Here is a 23,303-nt window from a genome sequence, read left to right on the forward strand (position 1 = left end):
CTTCGAGGAGTTTTCATGTCACCCACGCCCTTTCTCCGTGGCGGCCTGCTGCTGGTCGCGCTGCTTGCCGTGCAGGCGCACGCCGCCAATCTGGTGGTGTGCAGCGAAGCCAGCCCGGAAGGTTTCGATATCGTCCAGTACACCGCGGCGACTACCGCCGATGCCAGCGCGGAGACCCTGTTCGAACGCCTGGTGGCCTTCGCCCCCGGCAGCACCGAGATGGTGCCGGCGCTGGCAGAAAGCTGGGACATCAGCGACGACGGCCTGAGCTACACCTTTCATCTGCGCCGCGGGGTGAAGTTCCACGCCAACCAGGATTTCACCCCGAGCCGCGCGTTCAACGCCGACGACGTACTGTGGAGCTTTCAGCGCCAGCTCGACCCGGCGCATCCCTGGCACAAGCTGTCGCTGCGCGGTTTTCCCTATGCCGAGGCCATGGGCCTGGCGCAGCTGATCGAACGTGTGGAAAAACTCGACGAGCACCGCGTGCGTTTCGTCCTCTGGCATCCCGAGGCGCCCTTCCTGGCCAACCTGGCCATGGGCTTCGCCTCGATCTACTCGGCCGAATACGCCGAGCACCTGCTCGCCAGCGGCAAGCCCGAACGTCTCAACAACGCGCCCATCGGCACCGGTCCCTTCGTCTTCGAGCGCTACGCCAAGGACGCCCAGGTGCGCTTTCGCGGCAACCCCGATTACTGGAACGGCGCGCCAACGATCGAGCGCCTGGTGCTGGCCATCACCCCCGAACCCAACGTGCGCCAGCAACGGCTCAAGGCCGGCGACTGCCAGATCGCCCTCTACCCGCGGCCGGTGGACATCCCGGCGCTCAAGGCCGAGCCGACGCTGCAGGTGCTGGAGCTGGACTCGCTGCTGACCGCCTATATCGGCATCAACACCCGCCATACGCCACTGGACGACGTGCGCGTGCGCCAGGCGCTGAACCTGGCGTTCGACAAGGCCGCCTACATTCGCGCGCAATATGGCGAAGGCAACGCCACGCCCGCCGTGGCGCCCTACCCGGCGACGCTCTGGGGCCATGACCCGCAACTCGCGGACTGGCCCCACGATCCCGAGCGCGCCCGCCAGCTGCTGGCCGAGGCCGGTCACGGCGATGGCCTGGCCTTGTCGATCTGGACCCGTCCCGGTGGCGGCCCGACCAACCCCAACCCCGGTATCGGCGCGCAGATGCTGCAGGCCGATCTCGCCGCCATCGGCATCCGCAGCGACATCCGCGTATTCGAGTGGGGCGAGCTGATCAAGCGGGCCAAGAACGGCGAGCACGACCTGGTATTTATGGGCTGGGCCGGCGACAACGGCGACCCGGACAACTTCCTCACCCCCAACCTGTCCTGCGCCGCCGCCCAGAGCGGCGAGAACCAGGCCGGTTGGTGCGACCCGGCCTTCGACGCACTGCTCGCCCAGGCGCGCCGCGAGCCCGAGCAGGACAAGCGCGCGGCGCTGTATCGCCAGGCCCTGGCGATCTTCCACGAGCAGGCGCCGTGGGTCGCCCTGGCCCACCCCAAGCAGTTCGTCGCCCTGCATAAGGGGGTGAAAGGCTTTGTGCTCAGCCCCATGGGCTCGAACAATTTCGCCAGGGTGAAGCTGCCATGAATAGTCGTAGCCCGGCTCATGTGGGAGGCGCTTTAGCGGCGACAGGCTCGCGGCTAAAGCCCCTCCCACACGCCTCATGCCACCCCGCGACCGCGCCATTACCACAACAGCGCCGGACCATGCAGTCCGGCACCCGCATCCTGCCACGGAGTAGAACCGCCTGATGCTGTCCTTTATCGCCAGACGCCTGGGGCTGTTGATCCCCACCTTCTTCGGCGTCACCCTGCTGACCTTCGCCCTAATCCGCCTGATCCCTGGCGACCCGGTGGAAGTGATGATGGGCGAACGCCGCGTCGACCCGGAAATGCACGCCCAGGCCATGGAGCGCCTGGGGCTGAACAAGCCGCTGTATGCGCAGTATTTCGACTACATCGGCCAGCTCGCCAGCGGCGATCTGGGCGAGTCGCTGCGCTCGCGTGAAAGCGTGTGGCACGAGTTCCTCACCCTGTTCCCCGCCACCGTCGAACTGGCCCTGGCGGCCTTGCTGTTCGCCGGCAGCCTGGGGGTGATCGCCGGGGTGATCGCCGCGCTCAAGCGCGGCTCGCTGTTCGACCACGGGGTGATGGGTATCTCGCTGACCGGCTACTCAATGCCGATCTTCTGGTGGGGCCTGCTGCTGATCATGTTTTTCTCGGTGGGCCTGGGCTGGACGCCGGTGTCCGGGCGTATCGATCTGCTCTACGACATCGAGCCTGTCACCGGCTTTATGCTGATCGACACCCTGCTCAGCGACGAAGAAGGCGCCTTCGTCGACGCCCTGCGCCACCTGATCCTGCCGGCCGTGGTGCTCGGCACCATCCCGCTGGCGGTGATCGCACGGATGACCCGCTCGGCCATGCTCGAAGTGCTGCGCGAGGACTATATCCGTACCGCGCGGGCCAAGGGCCTGTCGCCGGCGCGGGTGGTCTTCGTGCACGGCCTGCGCAACGCGCTGATCCCGGTGCTGACGGTGTTCGGCCTGCAGGTCGGTAGCCTGCTGGCCGGCGCGGTGCTGACCGAGACCATCTTCTCCTGGCCGGGCATCGGCAAATGGCTGATCGAGGCCATCGGCGCGCGCGACTACCCGGTGGTGCAGAACGGCATCCTGCTGATCGCCTGCCTGGTGATCCTGGTCAACTTCACCGTGGACATCCTCTATGGCCTGGCCAATCCACGTATTCGCCATCAGAAGTGAGGAAGGCGTGATGAATCGACAGACCCTAGGGGGGCGCGGGGCCGCCCAGGCCGTGCGCCCCAATAGCGGCGACCAACCATCGGTGCGCACAGCGCACCCTACCCAGGGGGTATGCCCATGACTGCAGCTACCAGCCTCGACCAGAGCCTGCTCTACCCCTCGCCGCTGAAAGAATTCTGGCAAGCCTTCAGCCATAACAAGGGTGCCGTCTGTGGCCTCGGCTTCATGCTGCTGATGGTGTTCTGCGCGCTGTTCGCGCCCTGGGTCGCGCCGCACCATCCCAGCGAGCAGTATCGCGACTTCCTGCTCACCCCGCCGGTGTGGCTGGACGGCGGCCAGTGGCAGTTCCTGCTCGGCACCGACGAGCTGGGCCGCGACCTACTGTCGCGCCTGATCCACGGCGCACGCCTGTCGCTGCTGATCGGCCTGGCCTCGGTGCTGCTGTCGCTGATCCCCGGCATCCTGCTGGGCCTGGCCGCCGGCTTTTTCCCGCGCCTGCTCGGCCCCGGCATCATGCGCCTGATGGACATCATGCTGGCGTTGCCCTCGCTGCTGCTGGCGGTGGCCATCGTCGCCATCCTCGGCCCGGGGCTGATCAACACCATCTTCGCCATCGCCATCGTCTCCCTGCCCAGCTACGTGCGCCTGACCCGCGCCGCGGTGATGGGCGAGCTGGGTCGCGACTACGTCACCGCCGCGCAGCTGGCCGGCGCCGGCCTGCCGCGGCTGATGTTCGTCACCGTGCTGCCCAACTGCATGGCGCCGCTGATCGTGCAGGCGACGCTGAGCTTTTCCTCGGCGATTCTCGACGCCGCCGCCCTGGGCTTTCTCGGCCTCGGCGTGCAACCGCCGACGCCCGAGTGGGGCACCATGCTGGCCTCGGCGCGCGACTATATCGAGCGCGCCTGGTGGGTGGTGACCCTGCCCGGCCTGGCCATCCTGCTCAGCGTGCTGGCGATCAACCTGATGGGCGACGGCCTGCGCGACGCCCTCGACCCGAAACTCAAGAATGCGCAGTAAGGAACCCGGAATGAGTAACCGCATAGCCCGGATGCAATCCGGAGCATTCAAGCCGGTCTCGGTGCGCACAGCGTACCCTGCACCTCGAAGGGTGCGCCGTGCGCACCAAGCCCATGCGGAGGCCCGCTCATGAGCCTGCTGGATATCCGCAACCTCTCGGTGCGCTTCGGCGCCGCCGATGCCGTGCCGGTCGTCGACGGACTCGACCTCTCGGTGGACAAGGGCGAGGTGCTGGCCATCGTCGGCGAGTCCGGCTCCGGCAAGTCGGTGACCATGATGGCGCTGATGGGCCTGATCGACGCGCCTGGCATCGTCCATGCCGACTGCCTGCAGTTCGACGGCACCGACATGCTGCGCCTGAAGGGCCGCCAGCGCCGGCACATAGTCGGCAAGGACCTGGCCATGGTCTTCCAGGACCCGATGACCGCGCTCAACCCCAGCTACAGCGTGGGTTTCCAGATCGAGGAAGTGCTGCGCCAGCATATGGGCCTGAAAGGCAAGGCGGCGCGCGCCCGTGCCCTCGAGCTGCTCGAACGGGTGGAGATCCCCGCCGCCGCCAGCCGCCTGGATGCCTACCCGCACCAGCTCTCCGGCGGCATGAGCCAGCGCGTGGCGATCGCCATGGCGATTGCCGCCGAACCCAAGCTGCTGATCGCCGACGAGCCGACCACGGCGCTGGACGTGACCATCCAGGCGCAGATCATGGAACTGCTGCTGAACCTGCAGCGCGACCAGGGCATGGCCCTGGTGCTGATCACCCACGACCTGGCGGTGGTCGCCGAAACCGCCCAGCGCGTCTGCGTGATGTACGCCGGCCAGGCGGTGGAGCTGGGCCGCGTGCCGACCCTGTTCGACGCACCGATACACCCCTATACCGAGGCGCTGCTCAAGGCGCTTCCCGAGAGGAGCCTGGCCGAACACGGCGCCGGCGCCCGCCGCCTGGCCACCCTGCCCGGCATCGTGCCCGGCCACTACGACCGTCCGCACGGCTGCCTGCTGTCGCCACGCTGCCCCTACGTGCAGCAGCGCTGCTTTGAGGAGCGGCCGGCGCTGGACGCACACGAGCGTGGCGCCGCGCGCTGCTTCTTTCCCCTGGAGGTGGCCCGATGAGCAGCGTACTCCAAGCCCAAGAACTGACCCGTCACTACAGCGTCTCGCGCGGCCTGTTCAAGCCGGCGGCAACGGTGCAGGCGCTCAACGGCGTGTCCTTCAGCCTCGAGGCCGGCAAGACCCTGGCAGTGGTCGGCGAGTCCGGCTGCGGCAAGTCCACCCTGGCCCGCGCCCTGACCCTGATCGAGGAGCCCAGTTCGGGCAGCCTGCAGATCGCCGGCCGCGAAGTGGCCGGCGCCAGCAGGGCCGAGCGCAAGCAGTTGCGCCGCGACGTGCAGATGGTGTTCCAGAACCCCTATGCCTCGCTCAACCCGCGGCAGAAGATCGGCGACCAGCTGGCCGAGCCGCTGCTGATCAACACCGCCCTGTCGCGCGCCGAACGACGCGAAAAGGTGCAGGCGATGATGCAGCAGGTGGGCCTGCGCCCCGAGCACTATGCGCGCTACCCGCACATGTTCTCCGGCGGCCAGCGCCAGCGCATCGCCCTGGCCCGCGCCATGATGCTGCAGCCCAAGGTGCTGGTGGCGGACGAGCCGACCTCGGCGCTGGACGTGTCGATCCAGGCCCAGGTGCTCAACCTGTTTATGGACTTACAAGAACAGTACGAGACCGGCTACGTGTTTATCTCGCACAACCTCGCGGTGGTGCGCCACGTCGCCGACGAGGTGCTGGTGATGTACCTCGGCCGCCCGGTGGAAATGGGCGCCAGCGCCGCCATCTACCATCGCCCGCTGCACCCCTACACCCAGGCGCTGCTGTCGGCCACCCCGGCGATTCATCCCGATCCGCACAAGCCCAGGATCAGGATAGTCGGCGAGCTGCCCAACCCGCTCGACCCGCCGTCCGGCTGCGCCTTCCACCAGCGCTGCCCGCATGCCGACGCGCGTTGCCGCGGCGAACGCCCCGAGCTGCGCCTGATCGATGCACGGCAGGTGGCCTGTCATCATGTGGAGCGGATCAACGGCTAGCAGGCTCAACCGCAGGTTGGCGCTAAGCGCAGCGAAACCCAACGAGCAGCCCGCGGGCAGCGCTCGCGAATTTCGTTGGGCTTCGTCGCCGGCTCCTCAACCCAACCTACGGGTTGGCGCAGCGCGCCGCGTAAGCCATGGGCTCAACCCTAGGTTGGCGCTGAGCGCAGCGAAACCCAACGAGCAGCCCGCGAGCAGCGCTCGCGAATTTCGTTGGGCTTCGTCGCCGGCTCCTCAACCCAACCTACCAGCTGGCGCAGCGCGCCGCGTAAGCCATGGGCTCAGCCGTAGGTTGGCGCTGAGCGCAGCGAAGCCCAACGAGCAGCCCGCGGGCAGCGCTCGCGAATTTCGTTGGGCTTCGTCGCCGGCTCCTCAACCCAACCTACGGGCGAGAAAAAACCTCCTCGCCGTTCAAGGCGCCGGCGGCAGGGTCAGCTCGATGCTTTCCGCCAGCGAATCCTCCAGCCGCTGCAGCTCGGCGCCTACCGCGGCGGCATCGTCGGCCAGGGACTCGGCGATGCGGATAAACTCCGGCGTCGCCTCGACGAAGGCCAGCACCACCATGGGGTCGAAGCGTGTGCCGCTGGCCGCGCAGATCTGCGTCACCGCCTGCGCCGGGCTGATGCGCGGCAGGTAGGGATGCTGGCAGGTCAGCTCCTCGAAATGACCGATCAGCGCCATCAGCCGCGCCGACAGCGGGATCTGCTCGCCGTGCAGGCCCTGTGGGTAACCCTTGCCGTCCCAGCGTTCGTGCTGGCCGTAGACGATGTCCTTGGCGTCGGAGAGGAAGTTGGTGCTGCTGCCCAGCTTGCGTTCGGCCCGTTCCAGCGCGTCGCGCCCGGCGATCACGCCGTCCTGGAGCAGGCGCAGATCGCGTTCGTCCGGCTCGCCGTGGCTGAGCAGCACGCGGTCGGGCAGGGTCAGGCGGCCGATCACATGGAGCATTGCCGACTTGCCGAGCTGGGCGATACGCTCCCCGTCCAGCTGCCGCGACAGCGCCGGTTGCTGGCGCGCCAGGGCCGCGGCGAGGCAACTCATATAGCGCTCGATCCGCGCCAGGTGGCGGCCGCAGGGGTTGTCGCGCATCAGCGCCAGGCTGGCCATGGCCTCGATGGTCACGTCCTGCAGCTTCTGGATGTCGCGGGTGCGGCGCTTGACCTCCAGCTCCAGGTACTCGCTCTTGTCGCGCAGGTAGTCGGTGGCGGCCTTGAGCTGCAGCTGCGCCTTGACCCGGGCGAGGACGATGGGCGGGCTGATCGGCTTGGTGATGTAGTCGGCGGCGCCGAGGTCGAAGCCCAGCTGTTCGTCGGCCACCTCGCTCTTGGCGGTGAGGAAGATCAGCGGAATGTCGCGGGTCTGCGGGTCGGCCTTGAGCCGCCGGCAGACTTCGTAGCCGTCCATCTCCGGCATCATGATGTCGAGCAGGATCAGATCCGGCGCCGGGCTGCCCTGGGCGATGCGCAGGGCTTTGGCGCCGTTGTTGGCAACCTTGACCCGGTAACGGTCGATCAGCAGTTCGCTGATCAGCTGCAGGTTGTCCGGGGTGTCGTCCACCACCAGGATCATCTCCTGCTCGGGCCTGTCGAGCATCTCGACCATCGCATCCCCCTGTTTCAGAACGTATTTACGATCTTGCGAGCTAGAGCCATGCAAGGCGAAAACAGGCGAGGACGCGGAGTTTACGAGCTGTAAATGAGCAGTCCGAGCCTGTTTTCAACGCAGCAGGGCCGACGCGCAGCAGATCGTAAACACGTTCTCAGCACTCTATGCCCTGCCCGGCCGCCGCCTCGCGCAAGGCCAGCAACCCCCGCTCGAAATCGTAGCCGCGCACCGCGCGGGCGATGGCGGCATACCCCTCATTAAAGGCGCTCTGCAGCATTTCGCGCTGTTCCTCCAGCAGTTTTCCGCTGCGCGGATCGTCTTCGTCGAGCAACCGCGCCAGCTGCTGGCAGACCCGCTGCAATTCGCCGCGCTCGACGACCACCGCGCGCGGCAACGGCGGCGCCGGCAGTTGCGCGGCGATGGCGGCGAGCAGCGCCTGCAGCGCGGGCTCCAGTTCGCCGAGCAGCGCCTCGATCCGCGCCACGGCGGCGCCCTGCCGCAGGGCCTGCTCCAGCGCCGCGGCCTGCGCCTGCAAGGCGCCGGCGCCGATGCTGCCGGCCAGGCCCTTGAAGGTGTGGGCCAGCCGTTCGGCGCGCGCGCCGTCGGCATCGGCCAGGGCGGCGCGCAGCTGCGCGGGGAACTCGCCCTGCCCGGCGGCGAACTTGCCGAGCAGCTCCAGGTACAGCGCGCGCTTGCCCAGCACCCGGCGCAGGCCGCTGGCCACGTCCACGCCCGCCAGCGCGAAACCGAGATCGGTCGGCTCTGCCGGCGCGCCGGCGACCGCCGCGGCCGCCGGCAGCCAGCGCTGCAGGGTGGCCCAGAGCGTGGCCGGCTCGATGGGCTTGCTCAGGTGATCGTTCATCCCCGCGTCCAGGCAGGCCTGGCGGTCGGCGTCCAGGGCGTTGGCGGTCATGGCCAGGATCGGCAGCGCGGCGAAGCGCGGCTGGGCGCGCAGCACGCGAGTGGCCGCCAGGCCGTCGAGCACCGGCATCTGCATGTCCATCAGCACCAGCTGGTAATGCTCGTCCGCCGCCGCCTGCAGGCGCTCGATGGCCTGCGCACCGTCGCCGGCCAGCTCCACCTGCAGCCCGGCCTCCTGCAGCAGGCCGCTGGCCACTTCCTGGTTCAGCTCGTTGTCCTCCACCAGCAGCACACGACGACCGGCGAAATCCGGTACCGCCTCGCCCACGCCGCTGCGCGCATAGCTGCTCAGCCCGCCGTTGCCGCCCAGGCAGCGCATCGCCGCATCGAACAGCAGCGAGGGGTTGAGCGGCTTGAGCAGGACGTCCTCGACGCCGACCCGCTGCGCGCCCTGCAGCAGCTCCTCGCGGCCGTGGGCGCTGACCATCAGCAACTTGGGCGGCGGCGTCAGCGCCAGCGCGCGCACCCGCCTGGCCAGCTCCAGGCCGTCCATCCCGGGCATCTGCCAGTCGATGAAGAGCAGCTCGAAGCCCTCGCCGGCGGCCTGCGCCTGGCGTACCAGGGCCAGCGCCTGCAAGCCGCCTGCGGCCTCGGCGACGCGAAAGGTCATGCTGCCCAGCAGCTCGGCGAGTACCTGGCGGGCATTGTCGTTGTCGTCCACCACCAGCACCCGCCGCCCGCGCAGATCGGCCTGCGGCTGCAGCGCCGGGCGCTGGCGACTGGCCAGAGCGAACGGCAGGCGGCACCAGAAGCGGCTGCCGACGCCGACCTGGCTGTCGACCCCGACCTCGCCGCCCATGGCCTCGGCCAGGCGCTTGCAGATGGCCAGGCCGAGGCCGGTGCCACCGTACTTGCGGGTGGTGGAGCTGTCCGCCTGCTGGAAGGATTCGAACAGCCGCGCCTGCTGCTCGGCGTCCAGGCCGATGCCGGTGTCGCGCACCGAAAACAGCAGCCAGACCTGCTTGCCGTCGCGCCGCTGCAGCTCGATGCGCACCTCCACCTCGCCCTCGGCGGTGAACTTCACCGCGTTGTTGGCGTAGTTGATCAGGATCTGCCCCAGCCGCAGCGGATCGCCGAGCAGGCTGCAGGGCACCTGCGGATCGAGGCGGAACAGCAGTTCCAGGCCCTTGGCCGCGGCCTTGTCGCCGATCAGGTTGGCCAGGTTGTCGAGCACCTGCTCGAGGTCGAACTCGATGCACTCGACGCTGACCTTGCCGGCCTCGATCTTGGAGAAGTCGAGGATGTCGTTGATCACCCCGAGCAGGTGCTGGCCGGCCTGCTGGATCTTGTTCAGATAGTCGCGCTGGCGCGGGTCGAGGTCGGTCTTCAGCGCCAGGTGCGACATGCCGATGATGGCGTTCATCGGCGTGCGGATCTCGTGGCTCATGTTGGCGAGAAAGTCCGCCTTGGCCCGCGCCGCCTGCTCGGCCAGGGCCTTGGCCCGCGCCATCGCCTCCTCGACCTCCTTGCGCACGGTGATGTCGCGGCCGGTGCCGACCAGCCCGAGCAACTGCCCGCGGTCGTCGTAGAAGGCCGCGCGCAGGGTGTCGTAGAGCACCCGCCGGCCGTCGGCGTGATCCAGCCAGGTCTCGGTTTCCAGCGGCGCGCGGCTGGCCAGGGCGCGGCGGTCGAGGCCGGCGCGCTCGCGGCTCAGCGCGGCGTCGAACAGCTGCTCGTCGCGGCAGCCGACCAGGCTCTCCGGGCTGCGCGCGAAGATCGCCGCGAAGGCCGGGTTGCAGCCGCGGTAGACGCCCTCGACGTCCTTGAACCAGATCGGGTCGGGAATCGCGTTGATCAGCGCCAGCAGGGTGCTGCGCTGGCGCCTGGCCTCGGCCTCGGCGCGCTGGCGCTCGGCGATCTGCACCGCCAGGCGACGGTTCCACACCAGCACGAAGACGATCAGCGCCAGCAGGCCGAGGGCGTAGGGCCAGCCCACCTGCAGCGCCTTGCGCCAGTTGAACTCGGTCAGCGGCGGCAGCCAGCGATCGCGGATCGCCTCGCGCTCCTCGCGGCCGAGGCTGGCCAGGGCGCGGTCGAGCAGGTCGACCAGTTGCGGCAGGTCGCGGCGCACGCCGAAGCGGATCTCGCTGCTGCTCAGCCCCGACTCGCCGCGCAGCTCCAGGTTGGTCAGGTTGTGCCGGCGGATCAGGTAGCTGGCCACTATCATGTCGCCGACGTAGGCCTCGGCGCGCCCGGACGACACCGCGCGCAGGGCTTCCTCGGTGTTCAGGGTCTCGACGAACGCGATGCCGGCCACCTCGTCGCGCAGCAGTTGCTGCAGCACGTAGCCACGCTCGATGGCCACCCGCTTGCCGGCCAGGTCGGCGACCTGCTGCACGGGCACCTCGGGGCGGCTGAAGATGAGGCTGCTGCTGATCAGATAAGGATCGCTGAAGCGCATCCAGCCCTCGCGCTCGGGGGTGCGCGCCACCGACGGCAGGATCTCGATGCGACCCTCGCGCAGCGCGGCCAGGGCCTGCTCCCAGTCGTCGAAGTAGACCGCGTCGATCTCCACCCCCAGGCGCTCGCCGAGCAGGCGCAGGTAATCGGCGCTGATGCCCTCATAGCGACCGTCCTCGACCATGTCGAACGGCGGCCAGCCGGTGCGTTCCACCCCCACCAGCAGCTGCGGGTGCTGCGCCAGCCAGTGCTGCTCCGCCTTGCTCAGCGGCAACGCCGCCAGTGCCGGCGCCAGCGCGCCCCACAGCAGCATCGCCAGCGCCCAACGAGCATAACGCGCCATGCCTGCATCCCCTTGCCGGCCGTCGATGGGCTGTAAGCCTAGCCCGGCTTTGAAAGCGCATTACGGATTGGCAGCGCGCGGCTGCCGGCCGACAATCGACAGCATCAGGAGGAAGGTCCCATGCTCGACACCGACCACTGCTGGCAAGCCGTCTGCGCCCGCGATGCGGGCCAGGACGGGCGCTTCGTCTTCGCCGTGCGCAGCACCGGCATCTACTGCCGGCCCAGTTGCCCGGCGCGGCGGCCGCGGCGCGACAACGTCAGCTTCCACGGCGATGCGGCCAGCGCCGAGGCCGCCGGCTTTCGCCCGTGCAAGCGCTGCTCGCCGCAGGGGCAGAGCCCGGCGCAGCAGCTCGACGCCCTGGTCGCCGCCGCCTGCCAGCTGCTGCGCGGCGAGCAGCGCCTGAGCCTGGCCCAGCTGGCGGCGCGCATCGGCCTGTCGCCCTCGCACCTGGCCCGCGCCTTCAAGGCCCGCACCGGGCTGACGCCGCATGCCTGGGCCGCCGCCCAGCGGCGCCAGCGCCTGGAGGCGCAACTGGGCACGGCGGATAGCGTGCTCGATGCCGCCCTGGCCGCCGGTTATTCCGGCACCCGCGCCCTGTATGAAAAACCCCAGGCCATGAGCCCGGCGCAGCGCCGCCGGCGTGGCGCCGGCGAACGCCTGCGCTACGCCAGTGCCCCCTGCCCACTGGGCCAGGTGCTGATCGCGGCCAGCGCCAAGGGCGTCTGCGCCCTGCTGTTCGGCGACGACGAGCAGGCGCTGCGCGGCGAGCTGCAGCAGCGCTTCGCCGCCGCGCGGCTGGAAGAAGACGGCCAGGGACTGAAAGCCTGGCTGAAACAGGTGCTGCAGCAACTGGACGAGCCCGCGCGGGCCGCCCAGTTGCCCCTGGATATTCGCGGCAGCGCCTTCCAGCAGCGCGTCTGGCAGGCGCTGCAGACGATCCCGCCGGGACAGACGCGCAGCTACGGCGAACTGGCCGGCCAGTTGCACAGCCACCCGCGCGCGGTGGCCCGCGCCTGCGCCAGCAACGCCATCGGCCTGCTGCTGCCCTGCCACCGCGTGGTGGCCAGCGACGGCAGCCCGGGCGGCTACCGCTGGGGGCTGGCGCGCAAGCGGCGCTTGTTGGAGCAGGAACAGTCGTAGAGCATCGCGGGTTCTCGGTGCGCGCGGCGCACCCTACAGGCCCGCAGCCAATCCGTAGGGTGCGCTGTGCGCACCAATATCGCCGGTGTTCGATCCAGGCATCTACACCAGCATCGCCTTGGCCACCTCGCCGCGCGTGCCGCGGCCCACCAGTTGTTCCACCAGGCACAGGGCAAAGGCCAACGCCGTACCCGGTCCCTGGCTGGTGATGCAGTTGCCGTCGACCACCACCGCCTCGTCGACGAAGGTGCAGCCGGAAAGACGCTCGCTGAACGCCGGGTAGCAGGTCATGCGCCGCTGCTTGAGCACGCCGTACTGCTGCAGGGCCAGCGCCGGCGCGGCGCAGATGGCGGCAAACAGCTCGCCGGCCTTGGCCTGCCGGCGCACCCGCTCGGCCAGCGGTTCGAAATCGGCCAGGTGCTGGGCGCCGGGCATGCCGCCGGGCAGCACGATCAGGTCGAAATCCTGGGCCAGCACGTCCACCAGCATGGCGTCGGCGGTCAGCCGCGTGCCGCGGGCGCAGGTGATCATGCGGCGTTCCTCGATGCTGGCCACCAGCACCTCGATGTCGGCGCGGCGCAGCACGTCGATCAGGGTCACGCATTCGAGGTCTTCGACGCCGTCGGCGACGGCGATCAGCGCACGCTTGCTCATATCTCAACTCCTTCAGGCAGGAAAATAATCTGTCCGCCTGGTCATAAAATGAGACGACAGACCATAAATTCACCGGGAAAAACCTTGCTGCTATGATGCGCGGCTTTTGCGCAAACGGGCAATTTTCCGCCGCGAATATGCTTAGCTTGCTGCACACCACTTTCGGCGCGTTCGCGCCTCCGGGGAGCCCACCATGCTGGAAAGACTGTTCCAACTCAAAGCGCACCACACCAACGTGCGCACCGAGGTCATCGCCGGTCTCACCACCTTCCTGACCATGGCCTACATCCTCTTCGTCAACCCCAACATGCTGGCCGAGACCGGCATGGACCACGGCGCGGTGTTCGTCGCCACCTGCCTGGCGGCGGCCATCGGCTCGGCGGTGATGGGCCTGTTGGCCAACTACCCGATCGCCCTGGCACCGGGCATGGGCCTCAACGCCTTCTTCACCTACACCGTGGTGATGACCATGGGCTACAGCTGGCAGACCGCCCTGGGCGCGGTGTTCCTCTCCGGCGCGATCTTCTTTCTGCTGTCGATCTTCAAGATCCGCGAGTGGATCATCAACAGCATCCCGCTGGCCCTGCGCGCCGGCATCGCCGCCGGTATCGGCCTGTTTTTGGCGATCATCGCGCTGAAGAACGCCGGCATCGTGGTCGATCACCCGGCCACCCTGGTCGGCCTCGGCGACCTCAGCCAGGGCGGCGCCCTGCTCGCCTGCCTGGGCTTCTTCGTGATCGCCGCGCTGGCCTATCGCAAGATCACCGGCGCGGTGATGATCGGCATCCTGCTGGTCACCGGCCTGTCCATCGCCCTGGGTCTTTCCGAGCTGCCGGGCGTGGTGTCGATGCCGCCGTCGCTGCTGCCGACCCTGCTCCAGCTGGATATCGCCGGCGCCCTGGACATCGGCCTGATCAGCGTGATCTTCGCCTTCCTCTTCGTCGACCTGTTCGACACCTCCGGCACCCTGGTCGGCGTGGCGCAGAAGGCCGACCTGCTGGACAAGGACGGCAAGATGCCGCGCCTGGGCCGCGCGCTGATGGCCGACAGCACCGCCACCATGGCCGGCGCCGCGCTGGGCACCAGCACCACCACCAGCTATATCGAGTCCGCCGCCGGCATCAGCGCCGGCGGGCGCACCGGCCTGACCGCCTGCGTGGTCGCCGCGCTGTTTCTGCTCAGCCTGTTCTTCGCCCCGCTGGCCGGTTCGGTGCCGGCCTACGCCACCGCGCCGGCGCTGCTGTTCGTCGCCGTGCTGATGATGAGCAGCCTGGCGCAGATCGACTGGGACGACCTCACCGTCGCCGCCCCGGTGGTGGCCGCCGCCCTGGCCATGCCGCTGACCTTCTCCATCGCCAACGGCATCGCCTTCGGCTTTATCGCCTGGACTGCGGTCAAGCTGCTGTCCGGGCGCTGGCGCGAGCTGAACCCGGCGATGTGGATTCTCTCCGCGCTGTTCGTCGTCAAGCTGAGCCTGTTCGCCTGACCCCTCCCCTGCAGGATGGGCCGGGCGGCGCGCCGCTTCGGCCCACCTTCAGCGAACGCCGACGAGCAGCCCAAGGCACGCCGGCATCGGCTCCGCTACAATGGCGGCCCGTTTTCCCGCCCCAAGAGTGACCGATGAGCCGCCCCGCATTCGACCCCGCCGCCTACGACGCCCAACTTGCCGAGAAGAAGGCCCGCCTGGTCGAACTGCTGGCGCCCTTCGGCGCGCCCGAGCCTGCGCTGTTCGACTCGCCGCGCGAGCACTACCGCCTGCGCACCGAGTTCCGCCTGTGGCGCGAGGACGGCCAGCGTCACTATGCGATGTTCGCCCCGGGCGACAAGCACACGCCGATCCTGCTCGACGACTTCCCCATCGCCAGCCTGCGCATCAACCAGCTGATGCCGCGCCTGCGCGCCGCCTGGCAGGCCAGCGAAACCTTGTCGTTCAAACTGTTCCAGGTGGAATTTCTCACCACTCTGGCCGGCGATGCGCTGATCACCCTGGCCTACCACCGTCCGCTGGACGCCGCCTGGCAGGCCGAGGCCGAACGCCTGGCCGCCGCGCTGAACGTCAGCCTGGTCGGTCGCTCGCGTGGCCAGCGCCTGGTGATCGGCCGCGATTACGTGGAAGAAGAACTGAGGGCGGCCGGGAGGACCTTCCGCTATCGTCAGCCGGAAGGCGCCTTCACCCAGCCCAACGGCGCGGTGTGCGAGAAGATGCTGAACTGGGCCTATGACGCCCTCGGCCAGCGCGACGACGACCTGCTGGAGTTGTACTGCGGCAACGGCAACTTCACCCTGCCGCTGGCCACTCGCGTGCGCCGCGTGCTGGCCACCGAGATCAGCAAGACCTCGGTCAACGCCGCGCTGGCCAACCTGGCCGATAACGGCGTGGACAACGTCGAGCTGGTGCGCCTTTCCGCCGAGGAACTGACCCAGGCGCTCAACGAGGTACGGCCGTTCCGCCGCCTGGCCGGCATCGACCTCAAGAGCTACGACTTCGGCAGCGTCTTCGTCGACCCGCCGCGCGCCGGCATGGATCCGGACACCTGCGAGCTGACCCGGCGCTTCCAGCGCATCCTCTACATCTCCTGCAACCCCGAGACCCTGGCCGCCAACATCGCCCAGCTCAACGACACCCACAAGGTGACGCGCAGCGCGCTGTTCGACCAGTTCCCCTACACCCACCATATGGAAGCCGGGGTGCTGCTGGAGCGGCGCTGAGCGGCATTCGGCCGAATCACCTGCCCCGGATTGCATCCGGGCTACGGGCTAGCGATCCAACCCGCGCAACGCCCACCCCGCCAGCCCGGCCGAGACCAGCTCCAGCAGCAATGCGGCCAGGTTGAAGGTCTGCTGCGCGCCGCCGTCCAGCCACAGCCCGGCGATACGCGCCAGGGCCAGCACGCTGTAGAGCAGCACCAGTAGCGTCAAGGCCGGGCGCAGCAGCTCCAGGCGCAGCAGCGCCAGCACCAGGTAGGCGGCAAGGCCCAACTGCAGGCCGCCGTAGTAGGCGCGCACCTCGGTCACCGCGGCATTGCCCATCAGCAACGCGCCGCTGAGGCTGGCCATTTCATGGGGTTTGACGAAATACACCAGGCCCAGCCCGGTCAGGGCGGCGATCTGGATCAGTACCACGATCCGGGCGAACAGCATGGGCGACTCCTCGTGCGACGAGTGGCGAGCATAGTCCGGGCCCGCCCCGGCCGAAAGCCTGGACTCGCGCGCCGCAGGCCTGCGCACCTTGCGCTTGCGCACAGTTGCGGGCAAATGTTCATGGCGCTTTCGTCAGGATGATCTACAACTACCCCTGCACCAGCCGCACCCCACCGTACTCGACAAGGAGGTCGACGTGCCCGCCTGCCCCCCTCGCGCCGCTCTCGTCCTTCCGCTCGCCGGCACAGCGCCGCGCGTCTGCCTGAGTACCTTCCCTGCCATCCGTCTAAGGAGCCCAGCCCGCAGCACCGTGAGTCGCCCGCGCCCAGCGGCGCGGCGCAGCCAATACAGACATAACGGACACCCTGCTCCATCGCGCGAGTCCCGCGCCCGGCAGGCGTGCACCACGTCAAGGAGACGATCCATGCGCAAGTCCCAAGGAACCCTGATCAGCACACTGGCGATTGCCACGCCCCTGTTCGCCGCCCTGGCCCAGGCCGGCGCCTACCCCGACTTCGGCTACCAGCCTCCCGCCAGCGAATACAGCGGCCCGCTGTTCCAGCTCAGCCAGTCCTACCCCGCCGAGGCGCCGCCGGCGTCCGACTTGCCGGCATTCTTCAAGCTGCTGCCGAGCTCGCCGAGCAACGACTTCGAGACCTGGCGCGAGTACATGGCCGCGGTCAAGGACTACTGCCTGGAAGGCAACGTGGAAAACGACTGGAACGTGCAGAAGAACAGCCTGCGCCAATGGTTCCATATGCCCTGGCAGCACTATGGCCCGCTGGGCCGCGAAGGCATTCACGGCCTGACCAAGGAAGCGCAGATCCAGGCCAAGCAACTCGCCCCGACCCAGACCACCACCGGCCAGACCTACGCGGTCGGCATCTACAACGACATCGGCGCCTACACCATCGGCCAGGTCTGGAAGGATCCGCACAACCCCAACCCGGACTTCACCTCCACGCCCAACAGCTTCGCCGACGGCACCGTGGTGTGTAAGGCCCTGTTCGCCGACGTCGACCGCAGCCAGGTGCCGTTCCTGCAGAACCCGGTGCTCTGGCAGGGCTATATCACCACGAGCTTCGATTCGGCCGACCGCGAGGTGAAGGAAGTCGCCCTGATCCAGATGGACATCGCCGTGCGCGACACCCGCATCAACGAGACCGGCTGGATCTTCGGCACCTTCCAGTACAACGGCGCCGTCACCGGCAAGGCCGGCTGGGACAACCTGGTACCGGTCGGCATCATGTGGGGCAACGACCCGCAGGACACCGGCAACGACTACAGCAACCCGCAGCCGAGCCAGACCCGGATCAACCCCAACCTCAAGCAGACCGCGATCAACGCCAACAGCGCAGAGCTGCCGCCCACCCACCTGGGCTGGAACGGCCGCCTCAACGGCCCGGTGGACAATCCGGTGAGCTCCTGCATGAGCTGCCACATGACCGGCGAATACCCACAACTGGCGATCATGAACCCGACCTTCCAGGCCAATCCGCCGGCCGTCGGCTCGCCCGAGTGGATGCGCTGGTTCCAGAACATCCCCGCCGGCCAACCCTTCAGCCCCGGCACCAAGAGCACCGACTACAGCCTGCAGCTGGCCGGCGGCCTGGCCAACTTCTATGACTGGAAGTGCAATCAGGGCGGCGTCTTCGTCGATGGGCAGAACGCCTGCCAGAAGGCCAGCCAGCTCAAGCTGATGCTCAAGAGCGGGGTGAAGCAGGAGCAGATCCAGCCCGTGCAGCGCGACCCCGGCCTGATGCAACTGGAGTAACCCTGCCGCGGCTCCGGAGTTCGCCTCCGGAGCCGCATCGCGGTCCTTGGGCATCCCCGGCCATGGCGCTATGCTCTGCGCCATAGCCCATCGGAGTCCCATCATGCGCCGCTCGCTACTCGCCATCGCCCTCTTTGCCGGCCTGGCCCAGGCCGCCGAACCGCTGACCATCGACGTCCACCGCGACGCCAACTGCGGCTGCTGCAAGGCCTGGATCAGCCATTTGCAGGACAACGGTTTCACCGTCAACGACCACGTCGAAACCGACATGGCCGCGGTCAAGCTGCGCCTCGGCGTGCCGCCGCGCCTGGCCTCGTGCCACACCGGGGTGATCGACGGCAAGTTCGTCGAAGGCCACGTGCCGGCCGCCGACATCCTCAAGCTGCGCCAGCGCCCGGACCTGCTCGGCGCCGCCGTGCCCGGCATGCCGGTCGGCTCGCCCGGCATGGAGTACGGCGACCGCGTCGACGCCTACCAGGTGATCGGCCTGGACCGCGAGCGCCGCGACCAGGTGCTGGCCGACTACCCCGGCAACTGACGGCCGGCCTGGCGCGCAGCACAGACGCCGACGACACTGAACAGTCCGAGCCACAGGGAGAGCGAAGATGCGCTGGCGCAAGGCAAGACGCAGTGACAACGTAGTGGACGCGCGCGGCCGCTCCGGCGGCATGCGCATGGGCGGCAAGGGGCTGAGCCTGGGCGGGGTGGCGGTGATCGTCATCGTCGGCCTGCTGATGGGCCAGGACCCGCTGCAGATCCTCGGCCAGATCGCCGGCCAGGCCACCCAGACCAGCCAGGTCGGCCTGCCCCAGGGCGAGGCACCGGCGGCGGGCGACGAGCACAGCGAGTTCGTCCGCGCCATCCTCGGCGACACCGAGGACACCTGGCGCGAGCTGTTCCAGAGCGCCGGCCAGCAGTACCGCGATCCCAAGCTGGTGCTGTTTTCCGGCGGCGTCAACTCGGCCTGCGGCTTCGCCAACTCCGCGGTAGGCCCCTTCTACTGCCCGGGCGACCAGCGGGTCTATCTCGACCTGGCGTTCTTCCGCGAACTGGAGCAGCGCTTCGCCGCCGCCGGCGACTTCGCCCAGGCCTACGTCATCGCCCACGAGGTCGGCCACCACGTGCAGACCCTGCTCGGCGTCTCGGCCAAGGTCAACGCGGCGCGCCAGCGCGGCGAACGGGTCGAGGGCGACGGCGGCCTGCTGGTGCGCCAGGAGCTGCAGGCCGACTGCCTGGCCGGGGTCTGGGCGCACCACGCGCAGCGCCGCCATGCCTGGCTGGAGGAAGGCGATCTGGAAGAGGCGCTGAACGCCGCCAGCGCCATCGGCGACGACCGTCTGCAGAAACAGGCGCGCGGCCAGGTGGTACCGGACGCCTTCACCCACGGCACCTCGGCGCAGCGCGTGCGCTGGTTCCGCATGGGCTTCGACAGCGGCCAGCCCGGACGCTGCGATACCTTCAAGGTGGCGCGGTTGTAGCCGTAGTCGCGAGGCCGACCAGCCGCCCTCATCTGCATGAGGTGCGCACGGCGCCCCTACTTCTTGCCGCCCTTGGGCTTGCCGCCGAAGCTCGGCACCTTGCGCACCGCCTTGGCCTTGGGCTTGGCATCCTCATCCTCGAACCAGCGGCCGAGGTGAATATTGCCCTTGCCGGCCGGCTTGGCGGCGCCGGGCACCAGCTTCTGCTTGGGCTTCTTCGGTTTCTTCAGCACCTGGCCGCCAACCGCCGTCAGTGGTACGCGGTGGTCGGGGATGAAATCGGGCTCGTCGACGCGCTTGATCAGCTGCTGGGTGAGGTTCTCGATGGCCGCCAGCTGCTCCACCTCGTCGGCGCACACCAGCGAGATCGCCTCGCCCGTGGCGCCGGCGCGGCCGGTGCGGCCGATGCGGTGCACGTAGTCCTCGGCGTTGATCGGCAGATCCAGATTGACCACCAGCGGCAGGTCGTCGATATCCAGCCCGCGTGCGGCCACGTCGGTGGCCACCAGCACCTGCACCTCGCCGGCCTTGAAGCGCTCCAGGGCGCGCAGCCGCGTCGGCTGCGGCTTGTCGCCGTGGATCGAGTCGGCGGCCACGCCGATGGCCAGCAGTTCCTGCTCCAGCTGATCGACGCCCTTGCGCGTCTTGGCGAACACCAGCACCTGGCCCCAGCGTTTTTTCTGCAACAGGTGCAGGAACAGTTCGCCCTTGCGCTTCTTGTCCACCGGGATCAGCCACTGCCTGACGCTCTTGGCCGCGGCGTTGCGCGGGCTGACCTCCACCGACAGCGGGTCGCGCAGCAGCTCGCCGGCCATCTGCCGGATAACGTCGGAGAAGGTGGCGGAGAACAGCAGGGTCTGGCGTTTCTTCGGCAGCGCACTGAACAGCTCGTCCAGCTCGCGGGCGAAGCCCAGGTCGAGCATGCGGTCGGCCTCGTCAAGCACCAGGCACTGCAGCTGGTTGAACCTGACCGCGTTCTGCCGGTACAGGTCGAGCAATCGCCCCGGCGTGGCCACCAGCACGTCGACGCCCTTGCGCAGCTTCATCATCTGCGGGTTGATGCTGACCCCGCCGTACACCGCGTAGCAGCTCAGCGGCAGGTGCCGGCCGTAGACCAGGAAGCTCTGCAGCACCTGTTCGGCCAGCTCGCGGGTCGGCGCCAGCACCAGCGCGCGCACCGAGTTGCTCGCCACCTGCGGGCCTTCCAGGGTCAGGCGCTGCAACAGCGGCAGGGCGAAACCGGCGGTCTTGCCGGTGCCGGTCTGCGCCGCGGCCATCAGGTCGCGCCCCTTGAGCACGGCGGGAATCGCCTGGCTCTGCACCGGGGTCGGGGTCTGGTAGTCGAGGCCTTCGAGGCTGCGCAGCAGCGGCTCGATCAGGCCGAGGGAGGCGAAGGTCATGGGGGCAACCGGTCGAAAAGAAACAGGCGCGCAGTTTACCCGCGCCAGCACACTTGTAGGAGCCCGCTTGCGGGCGATACCTTCGCGTCATTCACCATCGCCGGCAAGGCTAGGCGCCCCCGCTGTCCATACTGGAGCCTACCCGGCAGCCAGCAACGCCCGCACCTTGGCCGCCGACAGCTTCTGCAACTGGCAGAGCAAGGCGTGATCGGCCTGGTGGCGGCCGTGACGCCGGCGCAGCAAATCGAACAGGTGCAGGGTCAGGTTGGCCGCCATCTCGGCATCGGCCAGGGCGCGGTGGGCGCGGCCGGTGTCCGGCAACCCGGCCCAGGCGTTGAGGTTGCCCAGCTTGTGGCTCGGCGCCTCCGGCAGCAGGCGCCGCGACAGCAGCAGCGAGCAGGCGAAGGGCTGCGAGCGGCGACGGCGGATGCGCGCCAGTTCGGCGTCCCAGAACTTCTGGTCGAAGGCGGCGTTGTGCGCCAGCAGCGGGCGCTCGCCGATAAAGTCGGCCACCTCGGCCATCACCTGCGCCGACGGCGGCGCCTCGCGCAGCATGGCGTTGCTGATACCGGTGAGCTGCTCGATAAAGGGCGGCACCCAGGCGCCGCCGTTCATCAGGCTCTGGTAGCGGGCGACGATCTGCCCGCCCTCGATGATGGCCACGCCGATCTCGGTGGCACGGGCCTGGGCCGGCGACACGCCGGTGGTTTCGAAGTCGATGACGGCGATGGATTCCACGAAAATCCTTAATTCCTGAGCAACAGAGCGCCCTCGATGGGCACGTAACGGCTGGCGGCGCGAATCAGCGATTGCGCGGTCAGCCCCGGCACGCCGTAGGCGATCGCCTCGGTGCCGCGCTGGCGCACCCGCTCGAGCAGCAGGTCGAAATCGCCGTCGCCGGAGGCCAGCACCACCACGTCGACCCGCTCGGCGGCGTCGAGCACGTCGATGCAGATGCCGACGTCCCAGTCGCCCTTGGCCGAGCCGTCGCTGCGCTGGATATAGGGCTTGAGCTTCACGGTGAAGCCGAGCTTGCGCAGGATCTGCTGGAACTGCTGCTGTTTGGCGTCGCCGCGCTCGATGGCGTAGGCGTAGGCCTCGACGATCTGCCCCTGGCGGCTGACGTCGGCCCAGAAGGCGGCGTAGTCGAAATGGCAGCCATGGGCCTGGCGCACCGTGTAGTAGAGGTTCTGTACGTCGGCGAATACGGCGATCTTCTTCACCGGGCATCCTCGGTCGGCGGGCGGAAAGCCCTGCCAGTATGCCAGAGCATTGCCATCAGCGCGGAGCGCGCGGCGCCTCTGCTACAGTGCGGGTCTTCGTCATTGCCGAGTTCTGCCGATGAATCCACTGCCGATCCTGCGCGACGCCTGGTTCTTCTTCAGCCACAACCTGGCGGCCATCGCCCGCCTATGCCTGCCGCTGCTACTGGTCGAGGCCATTGCCCAGGCGCTGCTGGCGGCGCAGCTCGGCGAAGGCGCCAATCCGGCCTACGGCATCCTCCTCGGCGTGCTGTTCTATCCGCTCTACGCCGCGCAGCTGATCCTCTTCCTCGACGCCCGCAGCAACGGCCGCGAAGCGACCGGCAACCAGCTGTTCGCCGCCGCCCTGCGCCTGTGGCCGGCCTTCGCCCTGCTGGCCGGGCTGAGCACCCTGGCGATCCTGCTCGGGCTGTCGCTGCTGGTGCTGCCGGGCATCTGGATCATGGTCAAGCTGGCCTTCGCCGAACTGCTCCTGGTGCTGCGCGAACAGCCGCCGATGAGCGCCCTGCGCGGCAGCTTCGAGCTGACCAATGGGCGTTTCTGGGAGGTGTTCAGCTGCCTGGCCAGCGTGCTGGTGCCGCTCTGGCTGCTCGACTGGTGGACCCTGCCGAACCGCGACGACAGCCTGTTGTGGGTGCTGCAGCAGGCCGCCAGCGGCTTCCTCCAGTTGTTCGCCCTGGTGGTGCTGTTCCGCCTGTTCATGCTGCTCGACCGGCAACCGGCAGGGCACGACAACGACTAGCCGGCTGCCGAACGAGGCGTCGGAATGCTTGCCCAATAGCCTGCTAGGCTTGACCACCTCAACAGCAAGGAGCACCCGACATGAGCGACGCCAACCCCAGCATCCTGTCCCACGTATCCATCGGCACCAACCAGTTCGAGGCGGCCTGCGAGTTCTACGCCAAGGTGCTGGCCACCCTCGGCTGCCAGGAGATCATGCGCCATCCCGGCGCCGTGGCCTTCGGCCGCGAGTACCCGGAGTTCTGGGTGCAGACGCCGATCGACGGCCAGCCGGCGACCCTCGGCAACGGCAGCCATTTCGGTTTCGTCGCCCCGGACAAGGCCGCGGTGCACGCCTTCCACCAGGCCGCACTGGCCGCCGGCGCCCGCGACGAGGGCCAGCCGGGGCCGCGCGCGGAGTATGGCGAGCCCTACTACGGCTGCTTCGTGCGCGACCTCGACGGGCACAAGATCGAGGCCGCCTACTGGGACATGGCGCTGGTTCAGCAGCTCTACGGCGAGCCGCACAACCACTAGTCGAGTCGACGCCCTGCCGGCTGTCGCGGGGCCACGCACTGGCCG

The 23,303-nt window shown here is 68.8% G+C and carries 20 protein-coding genes; 13 read left to right on the top strand and 7 right to left on the bottom strand.

Annotated elements, in window-relative coordinates; translation table 11 throughout:
• The first annotated feature begins 15 nt into the window (after positions 1-15).
• The 5 genes from ACIGKL_RS07675 (at position 16) to ACIGKL_RS07695 (ending at position 5,883) form a co-directional block, all read left to right on the top strand.
• On the top strand, positions 16-1,611 hold the full coding sequence (locus tag ACIGKL_RS07675; RefSeq protein WP_397486070.1) for an ABC transporter substrate-binding protein: 1,596 nt from the start codon (positions 16-18) through the stop codon (positions 1,609-1,611).
• Positions 1,612-1,774: 163 nt separating this feature from the next.
• The gene (locus ACIGKL_RS07680; RefSeq protein WP_397486071.1) at positions 1,775-2,785 is read left to right on the top strand and encodes an ABC transporter permease subunit; all 1,011 of its coding nucleotides are present in this window, start codon (positions 1,775-1,777) and stop codon (positions 2,783-2,785) included.
• A 117-nt stretch (positions 2,786-2,902) separates the two neighbouring features.
• Positions 2,903-3,805, top strand: a complete 903-nt coding sequence (locus tag ACIGKL_RS07685) for an ABC transporter permease subunit (RefSeq protein WP_397486072.1) — start codon at positions 2,903-2,905, stop codon at positions 3,803-3,805.
• Between the two features lie 129 nt (positions 3,806-3,934).
• Positions 3,935-4,915 carry an ABC transporter ATP-binding protein gene (locus tag ACIGKL_RS07690; protein WP_397486073.1) on the top strand — a complete coding sequence of 327 codons (981 nt, stop codon included), beginning with the start codon at positions 3,935-3,937 and terminating at the stop codon, positions 4,913-4,915.
• A complete protein-coding gene (locus ACIGKL_RS07695; protein ID WP_397486074.1) occupies positions 4,912-5,883 on the top strand; it encodes a peptide ABC transporter ATP-binding protein in 972 nt (323 codons plus the stop codon). Before ACIGKL_RS07690 ends, ACIGKL_RS07695 begins: the two co-directional genes overlap by 4 nt.
• A gap of 411 nt (positions 5,884-6,294) precedes the next feature.
• On the opposite strand, the gene ACIGKL_RS07700 is transcribed toward ACIGKL_RS07695, so the two are convergent.
• Together ACIGKL_RS07700 and ACIGKL_RS07705 are read right to left on the bottom strand one after the other, a co-directional pair.
• On the bottom strand, positions 6,295-7,482 hold the full coding sequence (locus ACIGKL_RS07700) for an HD domain-containing phosphohydrolase (protein WP_397486075.1): 1,188 nt from the start codon (positions 7,480-7,482) through the stop codon (positions 6,295-6,297).
• Between the two features lie 157 nt (positions 7,483-7,639).
• Positions 7,640-11,149, bottom strand: a complete 3,510-nt coding sequence (locus tag ACIGKL_RS07705) for a response regulator (RefSeq protein ID WP_397486076.1) — start codon at positions 11,147-11,149, stop codon at positions 7,640-7,642.
• Between the two features lie 120 nt (positions 11,150-11,269).
• Between ACIGKL_RS07705 and ada the strand changes: the two genes are divergently transcribed.
• Positions 11,270-12,292 (top strand): bifunctional DNA-binding transcriptional regulator/O6-methylguanine-DNA methyltransferase Ada, encoded by a 1,023-nt coding sequence (gene ada / locus ACIGKL_RS07710; RefSeq protein WP_397486077.1) that lies wholly within the window; start codon positions 11,270-11,272, stop codon positions 12,290-12,292.
• A 102-nt stretch (positions 12,293-12,394) separates the two neighbouring features.
• Here the strand turns inward: ada and ACIGKL_RS07715 are convergent, their stop codons facing one another.
• The gene (locus ACIGKL_RS07715; RefSeq protein ID WP_397486078.1) at positions 12,395-12,946 is read right to left on the bottom strand and encodes a DJ-1 family glyoxalase III; all 552 of its coding nucleotides are present in this window, start codon (positions 12,944-12,946) and stop codon (positions 12,395-12,397) included.
• Between the two features lie 193 nt (positions 12,947-13,139).
• Here ACIGKL_RS07715 and ACIGKL_RS07720 point away from each other — a divergent pair, with 193 nt between their 5' ends.
• Positions 13,140-14,432 carry an NCS2 family permease gene (locus ACIGKL_RS07720; protein ID WP_397486079.1) on the top strand — a complete coding sequence of 431 codons (1,293 nt, stop codon included), beginning with the start codon at positions 13,140-13,142 and terminating at the stop codon, positions 14,430-14,432.
• A gap of 134 nt (positions 14,433-14,566) precedes the next feature.
• Positions 14,567-15,655: a tRNA (uridine(54)-C5)-methyltransferase TrmA gene (gene trmA, locus ACIGKL_RS07725; protein ID WP_397486080.1), complete on the top strand. Its 1,089-nt coding sequence runs from the start codon at positions 14,567-14,569 to the stop codon at positions 15,653-15,655.
• A gap of 48 nt (positions 15,656-15,703) precedes the next feature.
• Here the strand turns inward: trmA and ACIGKL_RS07730 are convergent, their stop codons facing one another.
• Positions 15,704-16,087, bottom strand: a complete 384-nt coding sequence (locus ACIGKL_RS07730; RefSeq protein ID WP_397486081.1) for a DUF4345 family protein — start codon at positions 16,085-16,087, stop codon at positions 15,704-15,706.
• A 424-nt stretch (positions 16,088-16,511) separates the two neighbouring features.
• Between ACIGKL_RS07730 and ACIGKL_RS07735 the strand changes: the two genes are divergently transcribed.
• The 3 genes from ACIGKL_RS07735 (at position 16,512) to ACIGKL_RS07745 (ending at position 19,339) form a co-directional block, all read left to right on the top strand.
• Positions 16,512-17,861, top strand: coding sequence for a hypothetical protein (locus tag ACIGKL_RS07735; protein ID WP_397486082.1), 1,350 nt, complete (start codon positions 16,512-16,514; stop codon positions 17,859-17,861).
• Positions 17,862-17,964: 103 nt separating this feature from the next.
• Positions 17,965-18,399, top strand: coding sequence for a DUF411 domain-containing protein (locus ACIGKL_RS07740; RefSeq protein ID WP_397486083.1), 435 nt, complete (start codon positions 17,965-17,967; stop codon positions 18,397-18,399).
• Positions 18,400-18,466: 67 nt separating this feature from the next.
• Positions 18,467-19,339 (top strand): neutral zinc metallopeptidase, encoded by an 873-nt coding sequence (locus tag ACIGKL_RS07745; protein WP_397486084.1) that lies wholly within the window; start codon positions 18,467-18,469, stop codon positions 19,337-19,339.
• A gap of 56 nt (positions 19,340-19,395) precedes the next feature.
• Here ACIGKL_RS07745 and ACIGKL_RS07750 read toward each other — a convergent pair whose 3' ends face one another.
• The 3 genes from ACIGKL_RS07750 to ACIGKL_RS07760 form a co-directional block, all read right to left on the bottom strand.
• On the bottom strand, positions 19,396-20,739 hold the full coding sequence (locus tag ACIGKL_RS07750) for a DEAD/DEAH box helicase (RefSeq protein WP_397486085.1): 1,344 nt from the start codon (positions 20,737-20,739) through the stop codon (positions 19,396-19,398).
• 138 nt (positions 20,740-20,877) lie between these two features.
• Positions 20,878-21,477, bottom strand: coding sequence for a PolC-type DNA polymerase III (locus ACIGKL_RS07755; protein WP_397486086.1), 600 nt, complete (start codon positions 21,475-21,477; stop codon positions 20,878-20,880).
• A gap of 8 nt (positions 21,478-21,485) precedes the next feature.
• Positions 21,486-21,962 (bottom strand): NYN domain-containing protein, encoded by a 477-nt coding sequence (locus ACIGKL_RS07760; protein ID WP_397486087.1) that lies wholly within the window; start codon positions 21,960-21,962, stop codon positions 21,486-21,488.
• Between the two features lie 118 nt (positions 21,963-22,080).
• Between ACIGKL_RS07760 and ACIGKL_RS07765 the strand changes: the two genes are divergently transcribed.
• Both ACIGKL_RS07765 and ACIGKL_RS07770 read left to right on the top strand, forming a co-directional pair.
• Entirely contained in the window at positions 22,081-22,743 is a 663-nt protein-coding gene (locus ACIGKL_RS07765; protein ID WP_397486088.1) for a YciC family protein, read from the top strand.
• Positions 22,744-22,823: 80 nt separating this feature from the next.
• Positions 22,824-23,258: a VOC family protein gene (locus ACIGKL_RS07770; protein ID WP_397486089.1), complete on the top strand. Its 435-nt coding sequence runs from the start codon at positions 22,824-22,826 to the stop codon at positions 23,256-23,258.
• Positions 23,259-23,303 lie beyond the last annotated feature (45 nt).

Source organism: Pseudomonas sp. NPDC077186, assembly GCF_044543505.1.
Classification (GTDB): Bacteria; Pseudomonadota; Gammaproteobacteria; order Pseudomonadales; family Pseudomonadaceae; genus Aquipseudomonas.